The organism is Mycolicibacter sinensis (genome assembly GCF_001667375.1).
GTDB lineage: Bacteria > Actinomycetota > Actinomycetes > Mycobacteriales > Mycobacteriaceae > Mycobacterium > Mycobacterium sinense_A.
In genome coordinates this window covers 1-24,122 of record NZ_LZIN01000073.1, presented here as the reverse complement: position 1 = coordinate 24,122, position 24,122 = coordinate 1, and the positions used below count along the sequence as shown (strand labels likewise).

At 69.9% G+C, this 24,122-nt stretch carries 20 protein-coding genes; 16 read left to right on the top strand and 4 right to left on the bottom strand.

Annotation, left to right across the window (positions count from 1 at the left end; genetic code table 11):
* Positions 1-104: 104 nt before the first annotated feature.
* From pheS to A5771_RS14325, 12 genes are all read left to right on the top strand, one after another.
* Positions 105-1,157, top strand: a complete 1,053-nt coding sequence (pheS, locus tag A5771_RS14380; protein ID WP_064855891.1) for a phenylalanine--tRNA ligase subunit alpha — start codon at positions 105-107, stop codon at positions 1,155-1,157.
* A complete protein-coding gene (gene pheT, locus A5771_RS14375) occupies positions 1,157-3,640 on the top strand; it encodes a phenylalanine--tRNA ligase subunit beta (RefSeq protein WP_064855890.1) in 2,484 nt (827 codons plus the stop codon). Before pheS ends, pheT begins: the two co-directional genes overlap by 1 nt.
* 160 nt (positions 3,641-3,800) lie before the next feature.
* Complete coding sequence (locus A5771_RS14370; RefSeq protein WP_064855889.1) at positions 3,801-5,282, top strand: dihydrolipoyl dehydrogenase family protein; 1,482 nt, start codon at positions 3,801-3,803, stop codon at positions 5,280-5,282.
* A gap of 59 nt (positions 5,283-5,341) precedes the next feature.
* Positions 5,342-6,400 (top strand): N-acetyl-gamma-glutamyl-phosphate reductase, encoded by a 1,059-nt coding sequence (gene argC / locus A5771_RS14365; protein ID WP_064855888.1) that lies wholly within the window; start codon positions 5,342-5,344, stop codon positions 6,398-6,400.
* A complete protein-coding gene (gene argJ / locus A5771_RS14360; RefSeq protein WP_064855887.1) occupies positions 6,397-7,599 on the top strand; it encodes a bifunctional glutamate N-acetyltransferase/amino-acid acetyltransferase ArgJ in 1,203 nt (400 codons plus the stop codon). Before argC ends, argJ begins: the two co-directional genes overlap by 4 nt.
* Positions 7,596-8,471: an acetylglutamate kinase gene (argB, locus tag A5771_RS14355; RefSeq protein WP_064855886.1), complete on the top strand. Its 876-nt coding sequence runs from the start codon at positions 7,596-7,598 to the stop codon at positions 8,469-8,471. Before argJ ends, argB begins: the two co-directional genes overlap by 4 nt.
* Entirely contained in the window at positions 8,468-9,643 is a 1,176-nt protein-coding gene (locus tag A5771_RS14350) for an acetylornithine transaminase (RefSeq protein ID WP_064855885.1), read from the top strand. The genes argB and A5771_RS14350 overlap by 4 nt, the downstream gene beginning before the upstream one ends.
* Positions 9,640-10,566 (top strand): ornithine carbamoyltransferase, encoded by a 927-nt coding sequence (gene argF / locus A5771_RS14345; RefSeq protein ID WP_064855884.1) that lies wholly within the window; start codon positions 9,640-9,642, stop codon positions 10,564-10,566. Before A5771_RS14350 ends, argF begins: the two co-directional genes overlap by 4 nt.
* Positions 10,563-11,048, top strand: a complete 486-nt coding sequence (locus A5771_RS14340; protein WP_064855883.1) for an arginine repressor — start codon at positions 10,563-10,565, stop codon at positions 11,046-11,048. The genes argF and A5771_RS14340 overlap by 4 nt, the downstream gene beginning before the upstream one ends.
* 27 nt (positions 11,049-11,075) lie before the next feature.
* Positions 11,076-12,272, top strand: a complete 1,197-nt coding sequence (locus A5771_RS14335) for an argininosuccinate synthase (protein ID WP_064855882.1) — start codon at positions 11,076-11,078, stop codon at positions 12,270-12,272.
* Between the two features lie 33 nt (positions 12,273-12,305).
* Positions 12,306-13,718 carry an argininosuccinate lyase gene (gene argH / locus A5771_RS14330; protein ID WP_064855881.1) on the top strand — a complete coding sequence of 471 codons (1,413 nt, stop codon included), beginning with the start codon at positions 12,306-12,308 and terminating at the stop codon, positions 13,716-13,718.
* Positions 13,703-14,428 carry a M15 family metallopeptidase gene (locus tag A5771_RS14325; RefSeq protein ID WP_082947230.1) on the top strand — a complete coding sequence of 242 codons (726 nt, stop codon included), beginning with the start codon at positions 13,703-13,705 and terminating at the stop codon, positions 14,426-14,428. The genes argH and A5771_RS14325 overlap by 16 nt, the downstream gene beginning before the upstream one ends.
* A 183-nt stretch (positions 14,429-14,611) precedes the next feature.
* Here the strand turns inward: A5771_RS14325 and A5771_RS14320 are convergent, their stop codons facing one another.
* Positions 14,612-16,393, bottom strand: coding sequence for an ABC-F family ATP-binding cassette domain-containing protein (locus A5771_RS14320; protein WP_064855880.1), 1,782 nt, complete (start codon positions 16,391-16,393; stop codon positions 14,612-14,614).
* A 102-nt stretch (positions 16,394-16,495) separates the two neighbouring features.
* On the opposite strand from A5771_RS14320, the gene A5771_RS14315 reads away from it, so the two are divergent.
* Together A5771_RS14315 and A5771_RS14310 are read left to right on the top strand one after the other, a co-directional pair.
* Positions 16,496-19,492 (top strand): acyl-CoA synthetase, encoded by a 2,997-nt coding sequence (locus A5771_RS14315; RefSeq protein ID WP_064855879.1) that lies wholly within the window; start codon positions 16,496-16,498, stop codon positions 19,490-19,492.
* A complete protein-coding gene (locus A5771_RS14310) occupies positions 19,489-19,722 on the top strand; it encodes a Trm112 family protein (RefSeq protein ID WP_064855878.1) in 234 nt (77 codons plus the stop codon). The genes A5771_RS14315 and A5771_RS14310 overlap by 4 nt, the downstream gene beginning before the upstream one ends.
* On the opposite strand, the gene A5771_RS14305 is transcribed toward A5771_RS14310, so the two are convergent.
* The 3 genes from A5771_RS14305 to A5771_RS14295 are packed head-to-tail and all read right to left on the bottom strand — an operon-like array spanning position 19,688 to position 21,836.
* Complete coding sequence (locus tag A5771_RS14305; protein WP_064855877.1) at positions 19,688-20,308, bottom strand: TetR family transcriptional regulator; 621 nt, start codon at positions 20,306-20,308, stop codon at positions 19,688-19,690. The two genes, A5771_RS14310 and A5771_RS14305, sit on opposite strands and share 35 nt — an antisense overlap.
* On the bottom strand, positions 20,308-21,138 hold the full coding sequence (locus A5771_RS14300; RefSeq protein WP_064855876.1) for an ABC transporter permease: 831 nt from the start codon (positions 21,136-21,138) through the stop codon (positions 20,308-20,310). The genes A5771_RS14305 and A5771_RS14300 overlap by 1 nt, the downstream gene beginning before the upstream one ends.
* Entirely contained in the window at positions 21,072-21,836 is a 765-nt protein-coding gene (locus A5771_RS14295) for an ABC transporter ATP-binding protein (protein WP_064855875.1), read from the bottom strand. Before A5771_RS14295 ends, A5771_RS14300 begins: the two co-directional genes overlap by 67 nt.
* A 57-nt stretch (positions 21,837-21,893) precedes the next feature.
* Between A5771_RS14295 and A5771_RS14290 the strand changes: the two genes are divergently transcribed.
* A complete protein-coding gene (locus tag A5771_RS14290; protein ID WP_109401141.1) occupies positions 21,894-22,505 on the top strand; it encodes a DNA-3-methyladenine glycosylase in 612 nt (203 codons plus the stop codon).
* Positions 22,506-22,522: 17 nt separating this feature from the next.
* Positions 22,523-23,794 carry a tyrosine--tRNA ligase gene (gene tyrS, locus A5771_RS14285; protein ID WP_064855874.1) on the top strand — a complete coding sequence of 424 codons (1,272 nt, stop codon included), beginning with the start codon at positions 22,523-22,525 and terminating at the stop codon, positions 23,792-23,794.
* The last annotated feature ends 328 nt before the right edge of the window (positions 23,795-24,122 follow it).

Sequence of the window (24,122 nt, the reverse complement as noted above, 5' to 3'; positions counted from 1 at the left end):
GCCGAAAGCCCCGCACACCACGTGCGGGGCTTTCGCCGTCGTGTCGATAAGATCGACGCTTGCGTCTCAACCCAAGTCACAGCCAGTAAGGGGAGTCTCGTCGCGTGGGCGAACAACCGGTCGGCCCGTCCGTCGTCTCCGACGCGACCCTGAATTCGGCGCTGCAGGCAGCGCAGGACGCCTTCAGCGCGGCGGCCGACCTGGACGCACTGGCGCACGCCAAAACCGAGCATCTCGGTGACCGGGCGCCGCTGGCCCTGGCCCGCCAGGCGTTGGCCAAACTGGACAAGGCCGACCGCGCCGACGCCGGCAAGCGCGTCAACGCCGCCCGCACCGACGCCCAGCGCGCCTACGACGAGCGGCTGGCGGCCCTGCGCGCCGAACGCGACGCCGCCGTGTTGGCCGCCGAGAGCATCGACGTCACGCTGCCCTCGGCGCGCCGGCCCGTCGGCGCCCGCCACCCCATCACCATGCTGGCCGAACACGTCGCCGACACCTTCATCGCGATGGGCTGGGAAATGGTCGAGGGCCCCGAGGTCGAAGCCGAGCATTTCAACTTCGACGCGCTGAACTTTCCCGTCGACCATCCGGCGCGCAGTGACCAGGACACCTTCCACATCGCCCCGGCCGGCTCGCGCCAACTCCTGCGTACCCACACCTCCCCGGTGCAGATCCGCGCCCTGCTGGCCCGGGAGTTGCCGGTCTACGTCGTCTCGATCGGGCGCACCTTCCGCACCGACGAGCTTGACGCCACCCACACCCCGGTGTTCCACCAGGTCGAGGGGCTGGCGGTGGACCGTGGGCTGACCATGGCGCACCTGCGCGGCACCCTGGACGCCTTCGCGCAATCGGAGTTCGGGCCGGCCGCCAAGACCCGCATCCGGCCGCACTTCTTCCCGTTCACCGAGCCGTCCGCCGAGGTCGACATCTGGTTCGAGGGCCGCAAGGGCGGCGCCGGCTGGGTCGAATGGGGCGGCTGCGGGATGGTGCATCCCAACGTGTTGCGCGCCGTCGGTATCGACCCGGCCGAGTACTCCGGCTTCGCGTTCGGCATGGGTCTGGAGCGAACCCTGCAGTTCCGCAACGGCATTCCCGACATGCGCGACATGGTCGAGGGCGACGTCCGGTTCTCGCTGCCATTCGGGGCGGGCGCCTGATGCGCATTCCCTACAGCTGGCTACGTGCGGCGCTGACCGCGGGCGCACCGGAATTCGATCTGTCCGCCGACGCCCTGGAGCAGGCCCTGCTGCGGGTCGGTCACGAGGTCGAAGGCGTGCACACCCTGGGGCCGGTCACCGGGCCGTTCAAGATCGGCCGGGTTGTCGAGATCGAGGAACTCACCGAGTTCAAGAAGCCGATCCGGGCTTGCCGTGTCGACGTCGGTGAAGGCAAGCCCCGGGAGATCGTCTGCGGCGCCACCAATTTCGTGGTCGGCGATCTGGTGGCCGTAGCGCTGCCCGGCGCGGTGCTGCCCGGTGACTTCGCCATCGCCACCCGCAAGACCTACGGTCGCACCTCCGACGGGATGATCTGCTCGGCGTCTGAAATACGGCTGAGCACTGATCATTCCGGCATCCTGGTGCTCCCCGCGGGCACCGCTGAACCGGGTGCCGACGCCGCCGAGGTGCTCGGCCTCGACGATGTGGTGTACGAGTTGGCCATCACGCCGGACCGCGGCTACTGCATGTCGGTGCGGGGCCTGGCGCGCGATCTGGCGTGCGCGCTGGACCTCGACTTCGCCGACCCCGCCGCAGTTCCGGCGCTGCCCAACGAAGGCGAGGCCTGGCCGCTGAGCGTGCAGCCGGAGACCGGGGTGCGCCGCTTCGCGCTGCGTCCGGTCACCGGGATCGACCCGGCGGCGGTGTCGCCGTGGTGGCTGCAGCGCCGGCTGTTGCTCTGCGGCATCCGGGCGATCTCCCCGGCCGTCGACGCCACCAACTACGTGATGCTCGAACTCGGCCACCCGATGCACGCCCACGACCGGGCGCGGATCACCGGCGGATTCGGCGTGCGGTTCGCACGCCCCGGCGAGACCGTCACCACCCTCGACGACATCGAACGCAAGCTGGACCCGGCCGACGTGCTGATCGTCGACGACGTCGCGACCGCCGCCATCGGCGGCGTGATGGGCTCGGGCAGCACCGAAATGCGCGACGACTCCACCGACGTGCTGCTGGAGGCCGCGATCTGGGATCCCGCTGCGGTGTCGCGGACCGCGCGGCGTCTGCATCTGCCCAGCGAGGCGGCCCGACGCTACGAACGCTCCGTCGACCCGGCCATCTCGGTGGCCGTACTGGATCGCTGCGCGGCGTTGCTGGCCGAGATCGCCGGGGGAGTCGTCGAACCCACCTTGACCGACTGGCGCGGCGACCCGCCCGTCGAGCACTGGAACCCCGCGCCGATCGAGATCGCCGCCGACCTGCCGGATCGCACCGCCGGAGTGGACTATCCCGCCGGCACCACGGCGCGGCGGCTGACCCAGATCGGCTGCGCGGTAAGGGATGACGGCGCCGTCATGACGGTCACCCCGCCCAGTTGGCGCCCGGATCTGCGTCAGCCCGCCGACCTGGTCGAGGAGGTGCTGCGCCTGGAAGGGCTGGAGTCCATCCCGTCGGTGCTGCCGGCCGCACCGGCCGGGCGGGGCCTGACCGACACCCAGCGGCGGCGTCGCGCGATCGGCAAGTCGCTGGCGCTGGCCGGCTACGTCGAGGTGCTCACCACTCCGTTTCTGCCCGCCGGGGTCTTCGACGCCTGGGGGCTCGCCGACGACGACCCGCGCCGCGCCACCGTCTCGGTGCTCAACCCGCTGGAGGCCGACCGTCCGCAACTGGCCAGCACGCTGCTGCCTGGCCTACTGGAAGCATTGGGGCGCAACGTGTCCCGCGGCATCAACGACGTCGCGCTGTTCTCGATCGCTCAAGTAGTGCAGTCGGGGGGCCCGGACGGCAGCATCGGCGTCGTCGCGGTGGATCGTCGTCCCACCGACGCCGAGATCGCCGGCATCGACGGCGCCCTCCCTCGCCAGCCGCAACACATCGCCGTCGCGCTGACCGGCCTGGCCGAACCCCGCGGCCCCTGGGGGCCGGGCCGGGCCGTCGAGGCCGCCGACGCCATCGAGGCGGCCCGCATCATCGCCCGCGCCAGCGGTGTCGAGGTCACCCTGCGGTCTGGGGCGTACCTGCCATGGCATCCGGGCCGCTGCGCCGAGGTGCTGATCGGTGAGACCCTGATCGGCCACGCAGGCCAGTTGCATCCGGCGGTCGTCGAACGCGCCGGACTGCCCAAGGGCACCTGCGCGGTCGAGCTGAATCTGGACGCCATTCCGATCGCGCAGTCGCTGCCGGCGCCGCGGGTCTCGCCGTTCCCGGCCGTGTTCCAGGACGTCGCGCTGGTGGTCGATGAGAAGGTGCCCGCTCAGTCGGTGGCCGACGCGGTGCGCGACGGCGCCGGCGAGCTGCTGGAGAACATCGCCCTCTTCGACGTCTACACCGGCCCGCAGGTCGCCGACGGCCGCAAGTCGCTGGCGTTCGCGCTGCGCTTCCGGGCCAGCGATCGCACCCTGACCGAAGACGAGGCCAGTGCGGCTCGCGATGCGGCGGTGGCGTGCGCGGCCGAGCGCGTCGGCGCCACGCTGCGGTAGGCCATCTCGCGTTTTTCCACGAGCGGGCGTGTTTGCACAAGACACGCCGGGCCGTAGCGTGCAACTGCGCACACTCGCCGGGCTATCGCGGACCCCGGTGCTCCGGCATGCTGAGAGGCGCCAACCGCCACCAAGCGGGAACCTCGAGGGGGTCGACTCGATGCACGAATCCGAAACCTATGGCGTCGTCGTACTCGGGGCCGGACCGGTCGGCGAGAACGTCGCCGACCGCGCCCGAGCCGCCGGATTGACCGTGGCCATCGTCGAACGCGAACTCGTCGGCGGCGAATGTTCCTATTGGGCCTGCGTTCCCAGCAAGGCCCTGCTGCGCCCGGTGCTCGCACTCAGCGATGCCCGCCAGGTGGCCGGCGCACGACAGGCCGTCAGCTCCTCGATCGATGCCACCGAGGTCTTCGGCCGCCGCAATCGCTATGTGGGGGACTGGGACGACGCCGGCCAGGCGGACTGGATCAACGGAATCGGCGCGAGGCTGGTGCGGGGCCACGGGCGCCTGGCCGGGCCACGACGGGTGGCGGTCACCACACCCGGCGGCAACGTCATAACGTTCACCGCCCGGCATGCCGTGGTGATCTGCACCGGCACCCGCGCAGCGCTCCCGGATCTGCCCGGCATGGCCGAGGCCCGGCCGTGGACCAACCGTGAAGCCACCGACTCCAGTTCGGTACCGGGCCGCCTAGCCGTCGTCGGAGGCGGGGGAGTGGGCGCCGAAATGGCCACCGCCTGGCAGGGTTTGGGTGCCGCGGTGACGATGTTGGTTCGCGGTTCGGGACTGCTGCCGCGGATGGAGTCCTTCGTCGGCGAATACGTGGCTCGCGGGCTCACCCACGCGGGAGTGGAGCTGCGCACCGGCGTTTCGGTCGTCCGGCTGTGTCGCCCGGTCGCGGACGGCCCGGTACGGCTGGAGTTGACCGACGGCAGCGAGTTCGAAGTCGACGAGGTGCTGTTTGCCACGGGCCGCGCGCCCCTGACCGACGACATCGGATTGGAGACCGTCGGCCTGACGCCCGGCGACTGGCTCGACGTCGACGACACCTGCCGGGTGAACGCGGTGAGCGACGGCTGGCTGTACGCGTGCGGCGATGCCAATCACCGGGCTCTGCTGACCCACGAAGGCAAATACCAGGCACGCATCGCCGGTGACGCCATCGGCGCCCGGGCGGCCGGAAAGCCATTGGACACCGCCCCCTGGGGCGCACATGCCGCCACCGCCGACCAGCACGCCGTCCCGCAGGTGTTCTTCACCGACCCCGAAGCCGCCGCGGTCGGGCTCTCCGCCGAGCAGGCGCAGCAGTCCGGGCACCGGGTGCGGGTTGTCGACGTCGAGATCGGCGAGGCGGTGATGGGCGCTAAGCTGCACGCCGACGGCTACACCGGGCGGGCGCGGATGGTGGTCGACGCCGATCACGAACATCTGCTCGGTGTCACATTCGTCGGCCCCGGCGTCGCCGAATTGCTGCACTCCGCCACCATCGCCGTCGCCGGCCGGGTGCCGATCAGCCGGCTCTGGCATGCCGTACCGTGCTTCCCGACGATCAGCGAAGTGTGGTTGCGGCTACTGGAGGCCTACCGCGATGCGGGGCAGCGAGGCTCCCAGTCCACGGAGTCAGCCGTTTCGCAGTAACCCTGCGCCACGTCCGCTCCCGCAGCCCGTGTAATGAATTTGCGTCTGCGCGCATAATCATGCAGAATCACGCGGTGACCAAAGCGATCAAGGTAGCGGTAGCCGGTGCCAGCGGGTACGCCGGCGGTGAGATCCTGCGACTGCTGCTGGGGCACCCCGCCTATGCCGACGGCCGGATGACCATCGGGGCGCTGACCGCCGCCGGCAACGCCGGCAGCACCATGGGCGAGCAGCACCCCAACCTGATGCCGCTGGCCAACCGGGTGCTCCAGCCGACCGAGGTCGATGTCCTGGCCGGCCACGACGTGGTGTTTCTCGGCCTGCCGCACGGACATTCGGCCATGCTGGCCGAACAGCTCGACGACGACACCCTGGTGGTGGACTGCGGCGCGGACTTCCGGCTGGGCGACCCGACCGATTGGGAACGCTTCTACGGCTCCGCGCACGCCGGCACCTGGCCCTACGGGCTGCCGGAGCTGCCCGGGGTACGCGAGCAGCTCAAGGACGCCCGGCGCATCGCGGTGCCGGGCTGCTACCCGACCGCGGCGCTGCTGGCGCTGTTCCCGGCCGTCGCCGCCGGCCTGGTCGAATCCGACGTCACGGTGGTCGCGGTCAGCGGCACCTCCGGCGCCGGCAAGGCCGCCAAGGTCGATCTGCTCGGCTCGGAGGTGATCGGGTCGGCGCGCGCCTACAACATCGGCGGCGCCCACCGGCACACCCCGGAGATCGGCCAGGGCCTGCGAGCGGTCACCCACCGCGACGTCACCGTCTCCTTCATCCCGGTGCTGATCCCGGCCTCCCGGGGGATCCTGGCCACCTGCACGGCCAAAACCACCACCCCGCTGCCGAAGCTGCGCGCCGCCTACGAAAAGGCCTACCAGGCCGAGCCGTTCGTGCATCTGCTCCCGGAGGGCCAGCTGCCCAAGACCGGCTCGGTGATCGGCAGCAACGCCGCCCACCTGGCGATCGCCGTGGACGAAGACGCCTCGACGTTCATCGCGATCTCCGCGATCGACAACCTGGTCAAGGGCACCGGCGGCGCCGCGGTACAGGCGATGAACCTGGCGCTGGGCTGGCCGGAGGCCGAGGGACTGTCCGTGGTCGGGGTGGCGCCGTGACCGAGACGCGGCTGCTTCGCGAGCAGGGTGTCACCGCACCCGCGGGTTTCCGGGCGGCCGGAATCGCCGCCGGTATCAAGGCTTCCGGCGCGCCGGACCTGGCGCTGGTGTTCAACGAGGGGCCGGACTACACCGCCGCCGGGCTGTTCACCAGCAACCAGGTCAAGGCGGCGCCGGTGCTGTGGAGCCAACAGGCGCTCAAGAGCGGCCGGCTGCGGGCGGTGATCCTCAACTCCGGGGGCGCCAATGCCTGCACCGGGCCCGGTGGTTTCCAAGACACCCACACCACCGCCGAAGCCGTCGCCGCCGCGCTGAGCGAGTGGGGCACCGACACCGGGGCCGCCGAGGTGGCGGTCTGCTCCACCGGGCTGATCGGCGATCGGCTGCCGATGGACAAGCTGCTGGCCGGGGTCACCGAGGTGGTGCACGAGATGGCCGGGGGACTGGTCGGCGGCGACGAAGCCGCCCGGGCGATCATGACCACCGACACGGTGATCAAACAGGTTGCGGTGCACCACAAGAACAACTGGACCCTGGGCGGGATGGCGAAAGGCGCCGGCATGCTGGCCCCCTCGCTGGCCACCATGCTGGTGGTGCTCACCACCGACGCCAAGGCCGACGCGACCGCACTCGACACCGCGCTGCGCCGGGCCGCCGCCCTGACCTTCGACCGCCTCGACATCGACGGCAGCTGCTCCACCAACGACACGGTGCTGCTGCTGGCATCGGGCGCCAGCGAGATCACCCCCAGCCAGGACGATCTCGACGCCGCGGTGCTGGCCGCCTGCGACGACCTGTGCGCTCAGATGCAGGCGGACGCCGAAGGCGTCACCAAGCGGGTGACGATCACCGTCACCGGGGCCGGCAGCGACGACGAGGCGCTGCTGGCCGCCCGGTGCATCGCCCGCGACAGCCTGGTCAAGACCGCGCTGTTCGGTTCCGACCCGAACTGGGGCCGGGTGCTGGCCGCGGTGGGAATGGTGCCGTTCACCATCGACCCGGACCGGGTCACGGTGTCCTTCAACGGTTCCCCGGTGTTCAGCGAGGGCATGCCGATGCCGGGTGCGCGTGACGTCGACCTGTCCGGCGCGGACATCCACGTCACCGTCGAGCTGAACCAGGGCACCGCACACGCCAGCGTGCGCACCACCGACCTTTCGCACGCCTACGTCGAAGAGAACTCCGCGTATTCCTCATGATCGAACTGACCACACACGACAAGGCCCAGGTGCTGGCCGAAGCGCTGCCCTGGCTCCAGCAGCTGCACGGCAAGATCGTCGTCATCAAATACGGCGGTAACGCGATGACCGACGACACCCTCAAGTACGCCTTCGCGGCCGACATGGCCTTCCTGCTCAACTGCGGTATCCAGCCGGTGGTGGTGCACGGCGGCGGCCCGCAGATCAGTGCCATGCTCAAGCGGCTCGGCATCGAAGGCGACTTCAAAGGCGGATTCCGGGTCACCACACCGGAAGTGCTCGACGTGGCGCGCATGGTGCTGTTCGGCCAGGTGGGCCGGGAACTCGTCGGGCTGATCAACGCCCACGGGCCTTACGCCGTCGGCATCACCGGTGAGGACGCCGCGCTGTTCACCGCGGTGCGGCGCAGCGTCACCGTCGACGGGGTCGCCACCGACATCGGGCTGGTCGGCGACGTCGACCAGGTCAACACCGCCGCGGTACGGGATCTGATTGCCGCGGGCCGGATTCCGGTGGTCTCCACGCTGGCGCCGGACGCCGACGGCGTAGTGCACAACATCAACGCCGACACCGCCGCGGCCGCGCTCGCCGAAGCTCTACGGGCCGAGAAGCTGCTGATGCTCACCGACGTCGAAGGGCTCTACACCGCGTGGCCCGACACCGATTCGCTGATCAGCGAGATCGACACCACGACCTTGGAGCAGCTGCTGCCGAAACTGGAATCCGGGATGATTCCCAAAGTCGAAGCCTGCCTGCGTGCCGTTCGGGGCGGGGTGCCCAGCGCCCACATCATCGACGGCCGGGTCGAACACTGCGTGCTGGTCGAGTTGTTCACCCACGCCGGCACCGGAACCAAGGTGGTGAACGCATGACCCTCCAGGACCGCTGGTCCGCGGTGATGATGAACAACTACGGCACGCCGCCGCTGGCGCTGGTCAGCGGTGAGGGCGCGATGGTCACCGACGAGTCCGGTAAGAGCTACCTCGACCTGCTCGGCGGCATCGCGGTCAACGTGCTCGGCCACCGGCACCCGGCGGTGATCGAGGCCGTCACCAGCCAGCTGAACACCCTGGGGCACACCTCGAATCTGTATGCCACCGAACCGGGTATTGCGCTGGCCGAAGCGCTGATCGACCACCTGGGGGCGCCCGCTCGCGTCTTCTTCTGCAACTCCGGCGCCGAGGCCAACGAGGCGGCCTTCAAGATCACCCGGCTCACCGGGAAGACGAAGATCGTTGCCGCCCAAGGAGCATTCCACGGCCGGACCATGGGATCGCTGGCGTTGACCGGCCAGCCCGACAAGCGGGCCCCGTTCGAGCCGCTGCCCGGCGAGATCACCTTCGTGCCGTACGGGGACACCAAAGCGCTTGCCGACGCCGTCGATTCGGCCACCGCGGCGGTCTTCCTGGAACCGATCATGGGCGAGGGCGGCGTCGTCGTCCCGCCCGCCGGTTACCTGGCCGAGGCCCGTGGTATCACCGCCGCCCACGGGGCACTGCTGGTGTTCGATGAGGTGCAGACCGGCGTCGGGCGCACCGGGGCGTTCTACGCCCACCAGCACGACGGCATCACCCCCGACATCGTCACGCTGGCCAAGGGCCTCGGCGGTGGCCTGCCGATCGGCTCCTGCCTGGCCGTCGGCGCGGCCGGCGACCTGCTGACCCCGGGCGCCCACGGCAGCACCTTCGGTGGCAACCCGATTTGCACCGCGGCCGCGCTGGGAGTGCTGCGGGCGCTGGCCGACGGGGATCTGATCGCCCGGGCCGGAATGCTCGGCAAGTCACTGAGCCACGGCATCGAGGAACTGCACCATCCGCTGGTCGACCACGTCCGCGGCAAGGGCCTGCTGCAGGGCGTGGTGCTGACCGCGCCGGCGGCCAAAGCCGTTGAGGCCGCGGCACGGGACGCCGGGTTCCTGGTCAACGCCGCCGCGCCGGGCGTGGTGCGGCTGGCCCCGCCGCTGATCGTCACCGAAGAGCAGGTCGACGGTTTCCTGACCGCGCTGCCACAGGTGCTGGACACCGCGCAGGTGGCCGCGCAATGATCCGGCACTTCCTGCGCGACGACGACGTCAGCCCGGCCGAGCAAGCCGAAATCCTGTCTTTGGCAGCCGAACTGAAAGCGCAGCCGTTCAGCCGCCGGCCGCTGGAGGGGCCGCGCGGGGTCGCGGTGATCTTCGACAAGAACTCCACCCGCACCCGGTTCTCCTTCGAGATCGGCATCGCTCAACTGGGCGGGCACGCCGTCGTCGTCGACGGCCGGTCCACCCAGCTGGGCCGCGACGAAACCCTCGAGGACACCGGGCGGGTGTTGTCGCGCTACGTCGACGCCATCGTGTGGCGCACCTTCGCCCAGGACCGCCTGACCGCAATGGCCACCAGCGCCACGGTGCCGATCGTCAACGCGCTCTCCGACGAATTCCACCCCTGCCAGGTGCTGGCCGACCTCCAGACCGTCGCCGAACGCAAGGGTGCACTCAAAGGCCTGAACCTGGCCTACCTCGGTGACGGGGCCAACAACATGGCGCACTCGCTGATGCTCGGCGGCGTCACCGCCGGACTGCACGTCACCGTCGCCGCACCGGACGGCTTCACACCCGACCCCGCCGTCGTCGCCGCCGCGGAGCAGCGCGCCGCCGACACCGGCGCTTCGGTCACCGTCACCACCGATGCGGCCCAGGCGGCTCGCGGCGCCGATGTGCTGGTCACCGACACCTGGACCTCGATGGGCCAAGAAGACGATGGGCTGGACCGGGTGGCGCCGTTTCGGCCCTACCAGATCAACGATGAACTTGTCACGCTCGCTGATTCGGAAGTCACTGTGCTGCACTGCCTTCCGGCGCATCGCGGCGACGAGATCACCGACGCGGTGATCGACGGGCCGCGCAGCGCGGTGTGGGACGAGGCCGAGAACCGGCTGCACGCACAGAAGGCGCTGCTGGTGTGGTTGCTGGAACGGTCACGATGAGCCGGTCGGACAGCTCCGTCACCCGGGTGGGCCGCCAAGCCCGCATCCGGGAGCTGCTGTCCGCCGAAGCGGTGCGCAGCCAGACCGAGCTGGCCGCGCTGCTGGCCGCCGACGGCATCGAGGTCACCCAGGCCACGCTGTCGCGGGACCTGGAGGAACTCGGCGCGGTGAAGCTGCGCGGTCCCGATGGAGGAGTCGGCGGGTACGTTATCCCCGAGGACGGCAACCCGATGCGCCTGTCCGGCGGCACCGACCGGCTGTGCCGGCTGCTGGGGGAGCTGCTGGTGTCCACCGACGCGACCGGAAACCTCGCGGTGCTGCGCACCCCGCCCGGCGCGGCGGACTACCTGGCCAGTGCCCTGGACCGGGCCGCGCTACCGTACGTCGTCGGCACCATCGCCGGGGATGACACCATCTTCGTGGCAGCGCGCGAGCCGATGACCGGCGCCGAGCTCGCCGCGGCACTCAAAGACCTGCAGTAGATACAGCACGAAGCAAGGAGAATCTCGATGTCCGAACGCGTCATCCTGGCGTATTCCGGCGGCCTGGACACCTCGGTGGCGATCAGCTGGATCGGCAAGGAGACCGGCCGCGAGGTCGTCGCCGTCGCCATCGACCTCGGCCAGGGCGGCGAGGACATGGAACTGGTGCGCCAGCGGGCGCTGGACTGCGGTGCGGTGGAAGCCGTCGTGGTCGACGCCCGCGACGAGTTCGCCGAGGGCTACTGCCTGCCCACCATTCAGTCCAACGCGCTCTACATGGACCGCTACCCGCTGGTCTCGGCAATCAGCCGCCCGCTGATCGTCAAGCACCTGGTGGCCGCGGCCCGTGAACACGGCGGCGGCACCGTCGCGCACGGCTGCACCGGCAAGGGCAACGACCAGGTGCGTTTCGAGGTCGGATTCGCCTCGCTGGCACCGGATCTCAAGGTGCTGGCTCCGGTCCGCGACTACGCCTGGACCCGGGAGAAGGCGATCGCGTTCGCCGAGGAGAACGACATCCCGATCAACGTCACCAAGCGCTCGCCGTTCTCCATCGACCAGAACGTGTGGGGCCGGGCGGTAGAGACCGGGTTCCTCGAGCATCTGTGGAACGCCCCGACCAAGGACGTCTACGACTACACCGAGGACCCGACGGTCAACTGGAACACCCCCGACGAGGTGATCGTCGGATTCGAGCGCGGGGTCCCGGTCTCGATCGACGGCAAGCCGGTGTCGGTGCTGGAGGCCATCGTCGAGCTCAACCGGCGCGCCGGCGCCCAGGGCGTGGGACGCCTGGACGTGGTCGAGGACCGGCTGGTGGGCATCAAGAGCCGCGAGATCTACGAGGCGCCCGGTGCCATGGTGCTGATCACGGCGCACACCGAGCTCGAGCACGTCACCTTGGAGCGCGAGCTGGGCCGGTTCAAGCGGCACACCGACCAGAAGTGGGCCGAGCTGGTGTACGACGGGCTGTGGTACTCGCCGCTGAAGTCGGCCCTGGAGTCGTTTGTGGCGCATACCCAGCAGCACGTGTCCGGTGAGGTGCGGCTGGTGCTGCACGGCGGGCACATCGCGGTGAACGGCCGGCGCAGCGCGGAGTCGTTGTACGACTTCAACCTGGCCACCTACGACGAGGGCGACACCTTCGACCAGACCGCCGCGCGTGGGTTCGTCGAGATCCACGGGCTGAGCTCGAAGATCTCCGCCCGCCGCGACCTGGGCTGACATTTTGACCGCTCGCCGGAGAAAGGTGACCGCATGAGCACCAACGAGGGATCGCTGTGGGGCGGGCGGTTCGCCGAAGGGCCGTCGGACGCACTGGCCGCGCTGAGCAAATCCACCCACTTCGACTGGGTGCTGGCCCCCTACGACGTCGCCGCGTCCAAGGCGCACGCGAAGGTGCTGCACGAGGCCGGGCTGCTCACCGACGAGCAACGCGACGGTCTGCTGGCCGGCCTGGACAGCCTCGGCGCAGACGTCGCCGACGGCAGCTTCGGCGCGCTGGTCACCGACGAGGACGTGCACGGCGCGCTGGAACGCGGCCTGATCGACCGGGTCGGCGCCGAGCTGGGCGGCCGGCTGCGCGCCGGGCGCTCACGAAACGACCAGGTGGCCACGCTGTTTCGGATGTGGCTGCGCGACGCGGTCCGGCGGGTGGCCGCCGGGGTGCTCGACGTGGTCGACGCGCTGGCGCATCAGGCCGCCGCCCACCCGAGCGCGATCATGCCGGGCAAGACGCACCTGCAGTCCGCCCAACCGGTGCTGCTGGCGCACCACCTGCTCGCCCACGCCCACCCGCTGCTGCGCGACGTGGACCGCATCATCGACTTCGATGCCCGCGCCGCGGTCTCGCCGTACGGATCGGGGGCGCTGGCCGGTTCGTCGCTGGGTTTGAACCCGGACGCTATCGCCGCCGAGCTCGGCTTCACCGCCGCCGCCGATAACTCGATCGACGCCACCGCCGCACGCGACTTCGCCGCCGAGGGCGCGTTCGTGTTCGCGATGATCGCCGTCGACCTGTCCCGGCTGGCCGAGGACATCATCCTCTGGAGCTCAACGGAATTCGGCTACGCAGTACTGCACGACTCCTGGTCGACCGGCAGCTCGATCATGCCGCAGAAGAAGAATCCCGACATCGCCGAGCTGGCCCGCGGCAAGTCCGGGCGGCTGATCGGCAACCTCACCGGCCTGTTGGCGACGCTGAAAGCCCAGCCGTTGGCCTACAACCGGGACCTGCAAGAGGACAAGGAGCCGGTGTTCGACTCGGCGGCCCAGCTGGAACTGCTGCTACCGGCGATGGCCGGACTGGTCGGCACCCTGCGCTTCGACACCGAGCGGATGGCCGAGCTGGCGCCGGCCGGCTACACCCTGGCCACCGACATCGCCGAATGGCTGGTGCGGCAAGGGGTTCCGTTCCGGGTCGCGCACGAGGCGGCAGGCGCGGCGGTGAAGGCCGCCGAGCAGCGCGGCGTCGGCCTCGACGAACTGACCGATGCCGAACTGGCCGCCATCAGTTCCGACCTGACCCCGCAGGTGCGCGAGGTGCTCACCATCGAAGGTTCGGTGGCCTCCCGCGACGCCCGCGGCGGCACCGCACCGGCGCGGGTCGCCGACCAGCTGGCCGGTCTCACCGAACGCACTGCGCGGCAGCGGAAATGGCTCGACGGCTGAGCGCTCCGGCCGGGCGGAGCACCGGCCGCCGAGGCATCCGGCTGCTGTCGGCGATCGCGGTGTGCGGGTTGTTGCCGCAGTGCACCGGTGCGCCGTTGCCGGCCGAGTCGGCCGGCCCGCCCGCGCCGCCTCCGCCGTCCAGCACAGCGTCACCGGCACCCGCTACCGTCACCGCCGTCACGGCCGCCGAGCTCGGCGCCACCTGGCGCCCCGGCTGCCCGGTTACCCCGGCGCAACTGCGGCGGGTCACCGTGACCCACCTCGGCTTCGACGCGAAGGCGCACCGCGGCGAGTTGATCGTGCACCAGGAATTGGTTCCGCAGGTTATCGCCATATTCGAGCGGCTGTACCGGCTGGACTTCCCGATTGAGAAGATGCGGGCGGTCGCGAACTACCGTGGCGGCGACGATGAATTGTCGATGGAGGACAACAACACCTCGGCGTTCAACTGCCGGCGTATTCGGGGCTCGGGGAACTGGGCGCAGCACGCCTACGGCCGCGCCATCGACATCAACCCGCTGCTGAACCCGTCGGTCGACCGCCACGGATTCGAGCCCAAGAACGCCAAGGTCTATTTGGACCGCCACCGGATCGAGCCGGGCCTGCTGCACCCCGGGGACCCGGCGGTGCGCGTCTTCACCGACGCCGGCTGGCGCTGGGGCGGCAACTGGAAATCACCGGTGGACTACCAGCATTTCGAGCGACGCTGACCAGACGGTAGTCACGGCTGCCACATCAGCACCGTCACCTCGGGGTGGTGCGACGTTGGAAAAACGATGGCGCCGGCGATATCACGGCCGCCGGTGTGCCGTGTGATAGCGCAGGCGCTATCCGATTCGGCAACATCCACCTGCTTCCCCCACGGTGCTGCCGGGACTGCTGTGACGCCAGTGCTATTCGATGATCTCCGAGAGCTCCAGCCACCGGCCCTCCTGGGAGGCCACCTCATCCTCCAACGCCCGCAGCTGCCGGGTGAGCTCGGCCAAGCCCACGTGATCGGACTGGTCGAAAGCGGCCAATTCGTGGTGCTTGGCCTCAATCTGTTCGGCCAGCCGGGCCAGCCGGCGCTCCACGGCGGTCAGATCCTTCTGTGCGGCACGCAATTCCGCTCCCGACAACGCCCCCGAATCAGCGGCGGCGGGCGCGGACCGTGAGACCGGTGCGCGACGCCGCGTCGAGGCGACCAGCCGTAGGTACTCGTCGACACCACCGGGCAGATGCCGCAGCCGGCCGTCCAGGATCGCGTACTGCTGATCGGTGACCCGCTCCAGCAGGTATCGGTCGTGGGAGACGACGATCAGCGTGCCCGGCCAGGAGTCCAGCAGATCCTCGGTGGCGGTCAGCATGTCGGTGTCGACGTCGTTGGTCGGCTCGTCGAGCACCAGCACATTCGGCTCGGCCAGCAGCGTGAGCATCAACTGCAACCGGCGACGCTGCCCGCCGGAGAGCTCACCCACCCGCGCCGACAACTGCGCGCTGCCGAACCCGAGCCGCTCCAGCAGCTGCGCCGGCGTCATCTCGCGGCCGTCGACCTGATAGTCGTTACGCAGCCGGCCCAGCACGTCGGCCACCCGGTCCTCGCTGAGCGACGCCAACTCCCCGGACTGCTGATCGAGCATGCCCAACCGCACCGTCTTGCCGCGCTTGACCCGGCCGGAGTCGGGCGTCACAGTGCCGGCGATCAACCCGAGCAGCGTGGACTTCCCGGCGCCGTTGGCCCCGACGATCCCGGTGCGCTCACCAGGACCGATCCGCCACTCGATGTCGCGCAGCACCTCCTGGCCGTCGAATGAGACCGAAACGTCGAGCAGGTCGATGACGTCCTTGCCCAGCCGCGCTGTGGCCAGCTTCATCAGCTCGACATCGTCGCGCAGCGGGGGCACGTCGGCGATCAGCGCGTTGGCCGCCTCGATGCGGAACTTGGGCTTGGAGGTACGGGCCGGCGCGCCTCGGCGCAGCCAGGCCAGCTCCTTGCGTAACACGTTCTGCCGCTTGGCTTCGCTGGCCGCGGCCATCCGGTCGCGCTCCACCCGCTGCAGGACGTAGGCCGCGTAGCCGCCCTGGAAGGGCTCGACGACGCGGTCGTGCACCTCCCACGTGGTGGTGGCCACCTCGTCGAGGAACCAGCGGTCGTGAGTGACCACCAGCAGGCCGCCGGTGTTGCGGGCCCAGCGCTGCTGCAGGTGGCCGGCCAGCCAGGTGATGCCCTCCACATCGAGGTGGTTGGTGGGCTCGTCGAGGGCGATCACATCCCATTCGCCGATCAGCAGCGCGGCCAGTTGCACCCGCCGGCGTTGCCCGCCGGAGAGCCCGGCAACAAGTGCGTCCCACGCGATGTCGGAGACCAGGCCGTCGACCACATCACGAATCCGCGGGTTGGACGCCCACTCGTGGTCGGCCTGATCGCCGACCAAACTCACCCCGAGGGTCCGGTTGGGGTCGAGGGTGTCGGCCTGGTCCAGCAAACCGACCCGCAGGCCGGTGCGGCGGGTGACCCGGCCGGAGTCCGGCGTCATGGCACCGGCAAGCAGCCGCAGCAGAGAGGACTTGCCGTCGCCGTTGCGGCCCACGATGCCGATGCGAGCGCCGTCGTTCACCCCGAGGGTGACTGAGTCGAGCACCACACCGGTGGGGTACTGCAGGTGAAGGGCCTCGGCTCCGAGCAGGTGTGCCACTGCCAGAACGCTACTGCCTGCGGCTGAACGAGCCGGGTCGACCGCGCTGATGTGCCAGAATGTGCACGTCATTGACGATCAGGCGCGAAGTAGGGGAGCAGCGTGGATCTGAACCTGTCGGCCATCACCCGGCCGGTCGAGTGGCTGATGGCCACCGCGCAAAACGGCCTGGAGGTGCTGCGCTGGGGCGGCCTGGAGACCGGCACCGTGCCGTCGCCGTTCCAGATCGTCGAGAGCACACCGATGTACAAGCTGCGGCGCTACTTCCCCCCCGACAATCGGCCCGGACAGCCGCGGCCGGGCCCGCCGGTGCTGCTGGTGCACCCGATGATGATGTCGGCGAACATGTGGGACGTCACCCGTGAGGACGGAGCGGTCGGCATTCTGCACGCGGCCGGGGTTGATCCGTGGGTGATCGACTTCGGCTCGCCCGACGAGGTCGAGGGCGGCATGCGGCGCAATCTGGCTGACCATATCGTCGGCCTGAGCCAGGCGATCGACACCGTCGCCGAGACGTCCGGACGTGACGTGCACCTGGCCGGCTACTCCCAGGGCGGCATGTTCGCCTACCAGGCCGCCGCCTACCGGCATTCGAAGAGCATCGCCAGCATCATCGCGTTCGGCTCCCCGGTGGACACCCTGGCCGCGCTGCCGATGGGTGTGCCGCCGAATATCGCCTCGGTGGTGGCGGCCTTCATGGCCGACCACGTCTTCAATCGGCTGGACATCGCCGGCTGGCAGGCGCGGATCGGTTTCCAGATGATGGACCCGCTCAAGACCGCCAAGGCCCGGATGGACTTTCTGCGCCAGCTGCACGACCGGGAGGCCCTGCTGCCGCGCGAGGCGCAGCGGCGGTTCCTGGAGTCCGAGGGCTGGATCGCCTGGTCGGGTCCGGCCATCTCGGAGCTGCTCAAGCAGTTCATCGCGCACAACCGGATGATGACCGGCGGCTTCGCGATCAACGGGCAACTGGTGACGCTGACCGACATCACCTGCCCGGTACTGGCGTTCGTCGGCGAGGTCGACGACATCGGCCAGCCGGTCGCGGTCCGCGGTATCCGCCGCGCTGCTCCCAACGCGAAGGTCTTCGAATACCTGTTGCGGGCCGGGCATTTCGGTCTGGTGGTGGGATCCAAGGCTGCCGAACTGACTTGGCCGACCGTCGCCGACTGGGTGCTGTGGCAAGAAGGTCAGGGTCCACAGCCCGCCGGCGTGGCGCTGATGGCCGACCAGACCTCCGAGCACACCAAGGGCGGCGTCGCGATGACGTCGCGGATCGCGCACGGGCTGGGGGAGGCCGGCGGTGTCGCGCTCACCCTGGCGCGCGGTGCCGCCGACGCCATGGTGGCGGCGCAGAAATCGATGCGCACCATGGCGGTCGAGACCGCGCGCACCCTGCCCCGGTTGGCCCGGCTCGGACAGATCAATGACCACACCCGAATCTCGTTGGGCCGCATCATCGATGAGCAGGCGGCCGAGTCCCCGGACGGCGAGTTCCTGCTGTTCGACGGGCGGGTGCACACCTATGAGGCGGTCAACAAACGTATCGACAACGTCGTTCGCGGGCTGATCGACGTCGGTGTGCGCCAAGGCGTCCACGTCGGCGTGCTGATGGACACCCGGCCCAGCGCCATGGTCGCGATCGCGGCGTTGTCCCGATTGGGTGCGGTCGCGGTGCTGATGCCACCGGACGGGGACCTGGCCGCGGCCGCAGGCCTGGGCGGCACCTCCGAGATCATCACCGACCCGGGCAATCTCGACCTGGCGTTGGCGGCGGCCCGCGAATTGGACTGCCAACTCCTGGTGCTCGGTGGCGGCGAGACGCGCGACCTGGATCTGCCCGCTGACGCTGAAGGCGTCATCGACATGGAACAGATCGATCCCGACGCCGTCGAGCTGCCCGGCTGGTACCGGCCCAACCCGGGATTCGCCCGCGATCTGGCGTTCGTCGCCATCGGCACGGTGGCCGGCGAGCTGGTGGCCAAGCAGATCACCAACTACCGCTGGGCGCTCTCGGCGTTCGGCACCGCCTCGACGGCCGCGCTGGGCCCGAACGACACGCTGTACTGCCTGACCCCGCTGCACCACGAGTCCGGGCTGCTGGTCAGCCTCGGCGGCGCGGTGGTGGGCGGGGCGCGCATCGCGCTGTCACGCGGCCTGAAGCCCGACCGGTTCGTCGCCGAGGTCCGCCAGTACGGGGTCAGCGTGGTGTCCTACACCTGGGCGATGCTGCGCGAAGTAATCGACGACCCCAACTTCGTGCTGCAGGGCAACCACCCGGTGCGGCTGTTCATCGGCTCCGGTATGCCGGTCGGTCTGTGGAACCGGGTCACCGAGGCGTTCGCGCCGGCCCACGTGGTCGAGTTCTTCGCCACCACCGACGGCCAGGCGGTGCTGGCCAACGTCTCCGGCGCCAAGGTCGGCAGCAAGGGCCGACCGTTGCCCGGCGCGGTGGAAGTCGAGTTGGCCGCCTACGACTCCGAACACGATTTAATCCTGGAAGACGACCGGGGTTTCGTGCGCGTCGCTGAGACCGACGAAGTCGGAGTGCTGCTGGCCAAACCGCGCGGCCCGATCGACCCGTCGGCCTCGGTCAAGCGCGGGGTGTTCGCGCCGGCCGACACCTGGATCTCCACCGAATACCTGTTCCGCCGCGACGCCGACGGCGACTACTGGCTGGCCGGCGGGCGCGGTTCGAGCATCCATACCGCTCGCGGGATCGCCTATCCGGTGGTCATCACCGACGCGCTGGGCACCGTCAACGGCATCGATCTGGCGGTGACCTACCGGGTGTCGCCCGGCTCGCCGGGCGCGGCGGAACTCGTCGTGTCGGCGGTGACGGTACGGCCGGGAGCGACGATCACCGCCGCGGACCTCAGTGAGGCGGTGGCCGAGATCCCGGTCGGGGCCGGGCCCGACATCATCCACGTCGTGCCGGATCTGCCGCTGAGCGCTGTCTACCGCCCGACGCCGGGCGCGCTGCGTGAGGCCGGGCTGCCCAAGGCCGGACGTAACGCCTGGTACTTCGATGCCGCCAGCCAGCAGTTCAAGCGGCTGACCGCCGCGGTGCGCGCCGAACTGGCCGGGAGCCCCTCGTGATCGACGCCGCCCTGTTGGCCATCCTGGTCTGCCCGGCCGACCGCGGCCCGCTGCTGCTGGTCCAGCGTTCCGGCGGCTCCGGTGACCGGGCGCTGTACAACCCGCGGCTGCGCCGCGCCTACCGCATCGAGGACGACATCCCGGTGTTGCTGGCTGACGAGGCGACCACGGTCGACGACGACGAGCATGCCCGTCTCATCGCCCAGGCTCCGCCGGCAGATCCCCGGTGAGATAACGCTGCAGGGTCGGGGCGATGATCGCCACGATCTGCTCGGCGGGCAGTGAGGCCAGCGGTTCCAGACCGATGATGTAGCGGGCGACCACGATGCCCATCAGTTGGCTCGCGGCGAATTCGGCGCGCAGCACACCGGTCCCGGTCGGTTCGTCGACGCGGTGGGCCAGTTCTGCGACCACGATGTCGCGGAAGAACGAACGGGCCAGCGGCACTTCGGTTCCGGTCAGCATCGAGCGCAACGCCGCGATCAGCCCGGTGCCGGTCTGCGAATCCCACAGTGGCAGCAGCAGCTCCGGCATAGTGCGGCCGAGCCGCTCGACGGGAGTTTCCCGCAGCGGCCCCAGCACGACCATCGGATCGATGGGCAGCTCGGTGGCGGCGGCGAACAGCTGCTGTTTGGTGCCGAAGTAGTGGTGCACCAGCGCGGCGTCGACACCTGCATCGGCGGCTACCGAGCGAATCGAGGTGTTCGCGAACCCGTTGCGGGCGAACAGCTCCCGTGCCGACGCCAGAATCCGGTCCCGGGTACCGGAGGCGCCGGCGGGGCGCCCCGGCTTTCGGTTGCTCATCTCGGCGGACATTACCCCGTCCGCCGCCGCAGCGTCACGGCTGCCAAACACAGCGCGGCGATCGCGAACGCCAGCACGATGACGATGTCGCGCACCGCGATCCCGGTCAACTCCGGATGCGTGCCCACCTGCTGAAGTGCCTCTAGTGCATAGCTGGCCGGCAGTGCGTTGCTGATCCACTGCAGCCACTCGGGCATCGCCGCCCGGGGCACGATGATCCCGGCCAGCAGCAGCTGCGGCACCATGACCAGCGGAATGAACTGCACGGCTTGGAATTCGGTGCGGGCGAAGGCACTGCACAACAGGCCCAGCCCGACGCCGAGCACCGCGTTGACGATCGCGATGACGAACACCCATGCCGGGCTGCCCAGGGTCTCGAAGCCCAGCAACCAGAACGCGACCACGCACGCCAGGCTGGCTTGGGCGGCCGCCGCGATCGAGAATGCCGTCCCGTAGGCGGCCAGCAGGTCGAGCCGGCGCAGCGGTGTGGTCAAGATGCGTTCCAACGTTCCCGACGCGCGTTCGCGCTGCATGGTGATCGCGGTGATGACGAACATCAGGAACAGCGGGAACAGTCCCAGCAGGATCAGGCAGGCGGTGTTGAACGGCGAGGGTGTTCCCGGCGGGTGCGCCACCTCGGCGAACATGAAATACATCAGCGTGATCACCAGGCCGGGTAGCAGCAGCACCATCGCGACACTGCGGTGATCGCCGGCCAGCTGGCGCAGGATCCGCTGGGTGGTCGCCAGGAAAGGCCGCAGCTGCAGCGTGCCGGTCACCCGGTTCGGGGCGCGGTGGTGCGGCGGATGACGGACAGGAACGCTTCCTCCATCGACGTACATCCGGTCTCCTCTCGCAGTCGTCTCGGTGAGGTGCGCGCCAGCAGCGCGCCTTCGCGCATGAGCAGCAGATCGCCGCAGTGGTCGGCCTCGTCCATCACGTGGCTGGACACCAGCAGCGTGGTGCCGCCCTGGGCCAGCGCCGCGAACTGCTGCCAGAGCTCCGCGCGCAGCACCGGGTCCAGGCCGATCGTCGGCTCGTCGAGCACCAGCAGGTCCGGCCGGCCCACCAGCGCGCAGGCCAACGAGACCCGGGCGCGCTGACCGCCGGACAGGTTGCCGCAGTAGTCACCGCGGTGGGATCGCAGATCGACCGAGTCGACCGCCTCGTCGGCGGCCCGGGTGTCGGCCCCGGCCAACGCCGCGAAGTACCGCACGTTGTCGATCACCCGCAGGTCGTCGTAGATGGTCGGCTGCTGGGGCATGTAGCCGACCCGGTGCCGCAGCGGGGCCGAGCCGGCCGGGCTGCCCAGCACCTCGACGCGCCCGCCGGTGATGACCTGGGTCCCCACGATGCAGCGCATCAGGGTTGTTTTTCCGCAGCCCGACGGCCCGAGCAGGCCGGTGATCGCGCCGGGAGCGAGCCGCAACGACACATCGCGCAGCACCGGCCGCTTGCCGCGGACCACCCGCAGGTGTTCGATGTCGACGGCCGGGGCGGTGTGGGGGCCGGATAATTCATCACGCGATGAAATCATCATGTGATGAATATTCTGCCGGTCGCGACGTGTTGTCAAGCATCCGGCACAATCTCCGGCGTGAGTGCTGACCGGCTTGCGGTGGATCCGCTCGCGGCCGCCCGCCTGCTGCTCGGCGCCACCCTCGACGCCCGCGGGGTGCGCGCGACGATCGTCGAGGTAGAGGCCTACGGTGGCGTGCCGGACGGGCCCTGGCCGGACCCGGCGGCGCATTCCTATCGCGGGCCCACCGGGCGCAACACGGTGATGTTCGGCCCGCCCGGCCGGCTGTACACCTACCGCAGCTACGGCATGCACGTCTGCGCCAACGTGGCCTGCGGCCCGGACGGGACGGCCGCCGCGGTGTTGCTGCGGGCCGCGGTCATCGAGCAAGGATGTGCGGTGGCGCGGTCCCGTCGCGGTGAAGCGGTGCCGAGCACCGGCATGGCCCGCGGCCCGGGAAACCTGTGCTCGGCTCTGGGAATCACCATGGAAGACAACGGAATCGACCTGTTCGACGCGCGCAGTCCGGTGCGGCTGATGCTCAGTGCGCAGCCGGCCGCCCAGACCGGACCCCGAGTCGGAGTCAGCCAGGCCGCAGACCGGCCGTGGCGGTTTTGGGTGCCCGGCCGCCCCGAAGTATCGGCCTACCGACGCAGCCCGCGGGCACCGGCGCCCGGCGCCAGCGACTGATCCGGGAAAATCGACCCATGCCGACGACGATTCTCGACGAGCTGAGCTGGCGCGGGCTGATCGCCCAATCCACCGACCTGGGCGCGCTGAGCGCCGAGGTGACGGCCGGGCCGATCACCGTCTACGCCGGATTCGACCCGACCGCGCCCAGCCTGCACGCCGGAAACCTGGTGCCGTTGCTGGCGTTGCGCCGCTTCCAGCGCGCCGGGCACCGGCCGATCGTGCTGGCCGGCGGGGCCACCGGTCTGATCGGCGATCCGCGCGAAACGGGCGAACGCACCCTCAGCACCGCCGACACGGTGGCCGAGTGGTCCGAGCGGATCCGCGGGCAGTTGGAGCGGTTCGTCGATTTCGACGACAGTCCCACCGGTGCGATCGTGGTCAACAACCTGGACTGGACCGCCTCGTTGTCCGCGCTGGAGTTCCTGCGTGATGTCGGCAAGCACTTCTCGGTCAACGTGATGCTGGACCGCGACACCATCCGGCGCCGGCTCGATTCCGAGGGCATCTCCTACACCGAGTTCAGCTACATGCTGCTGCAGGCCAACGACTACGTGCAGCTGCATCAGCGGCACGGCTGCGCGCTGCAGATCGGCGGCTCCGACCAGTGGGGCAACATCATCGCCGGCGTCCGTCTGGTGCGCCAGAAGTTGGGCGCGACGGTGCACGCGCTGACCGTCCCGTTGGTGACCGCCGCCGACGGCACCAAATTCGGCAAGTCCACCGGGGGCGGCAGCCTGTGGCTGGATCCGGAGATGACCAGCCCGTATGCCTGGTACCAGTACTTCTTCAACACCGCCGATGCGGACGTGATCCGCTACCTGCGCTGGTTCACCTTTTTATCGGTCGACGAGCTGGGCGAGTTGGAGCAGGCGACGGCCGAGCGCCCGCACGAGCGGGCCGCCCAGCGCCGGCTGGCCCGCGAGTTCACCACCCTGGTGCACGGTGAGGCGGCCACCGAGGCCGTCGAGCTGGCCAGCCAGGCGCTGTTCGGCCGGGGTGAGCTGACCCGGCTGGACGAATCGACCCTGACCGCAGCCCTGCAGGAGACCTCGGTGGCCCAGCTGGAGCCCGGTGCCGCCGACGGGATCGTGGACCTGCTGGTCGCCACCGGACTGTCGACGAGTCGGGGCGCGGCTCGCCGCACGATCGGCGAGGGAGGCGTCTCGGTGAACAACGTCCGGGTCGACACCGAGGAATGGGCGCCGCAGCCCGACGACTTCCTGCACGGCCGCTGGCTGGTGCTGCGCCGCGGCAAGCGCAACGTGGCCGGCGTTCAGCGGGTCTAGCGGGGGCTTTGCGGGGCGCTCTGCGCGCGGGAAGCTGATCTTGAAGCGGCCGAGATACCGCTTCTAGCAGCGGATTTGACTCCCAGTTTCACCTCGCGTAACTTAGTCCACGTCGCAGCGACCAGGCCAGACCCGGTCAGCGCGACAAGCCCGCGGGAACCGCAAAGATCGCATAGCGATTCCGGGGGCGTTTCACTTGTCCGCACTGCCAATGCGCGGCTTTTAGCCGCGGGTTGACTGCGCGTCCGAGTGGGCGTGTTGTTTGAGAACTCAATAGTGTGTTTGGTGGTTTTTGTTTGTTGTTGTTTTTGCCACATCCTTGGCGCCC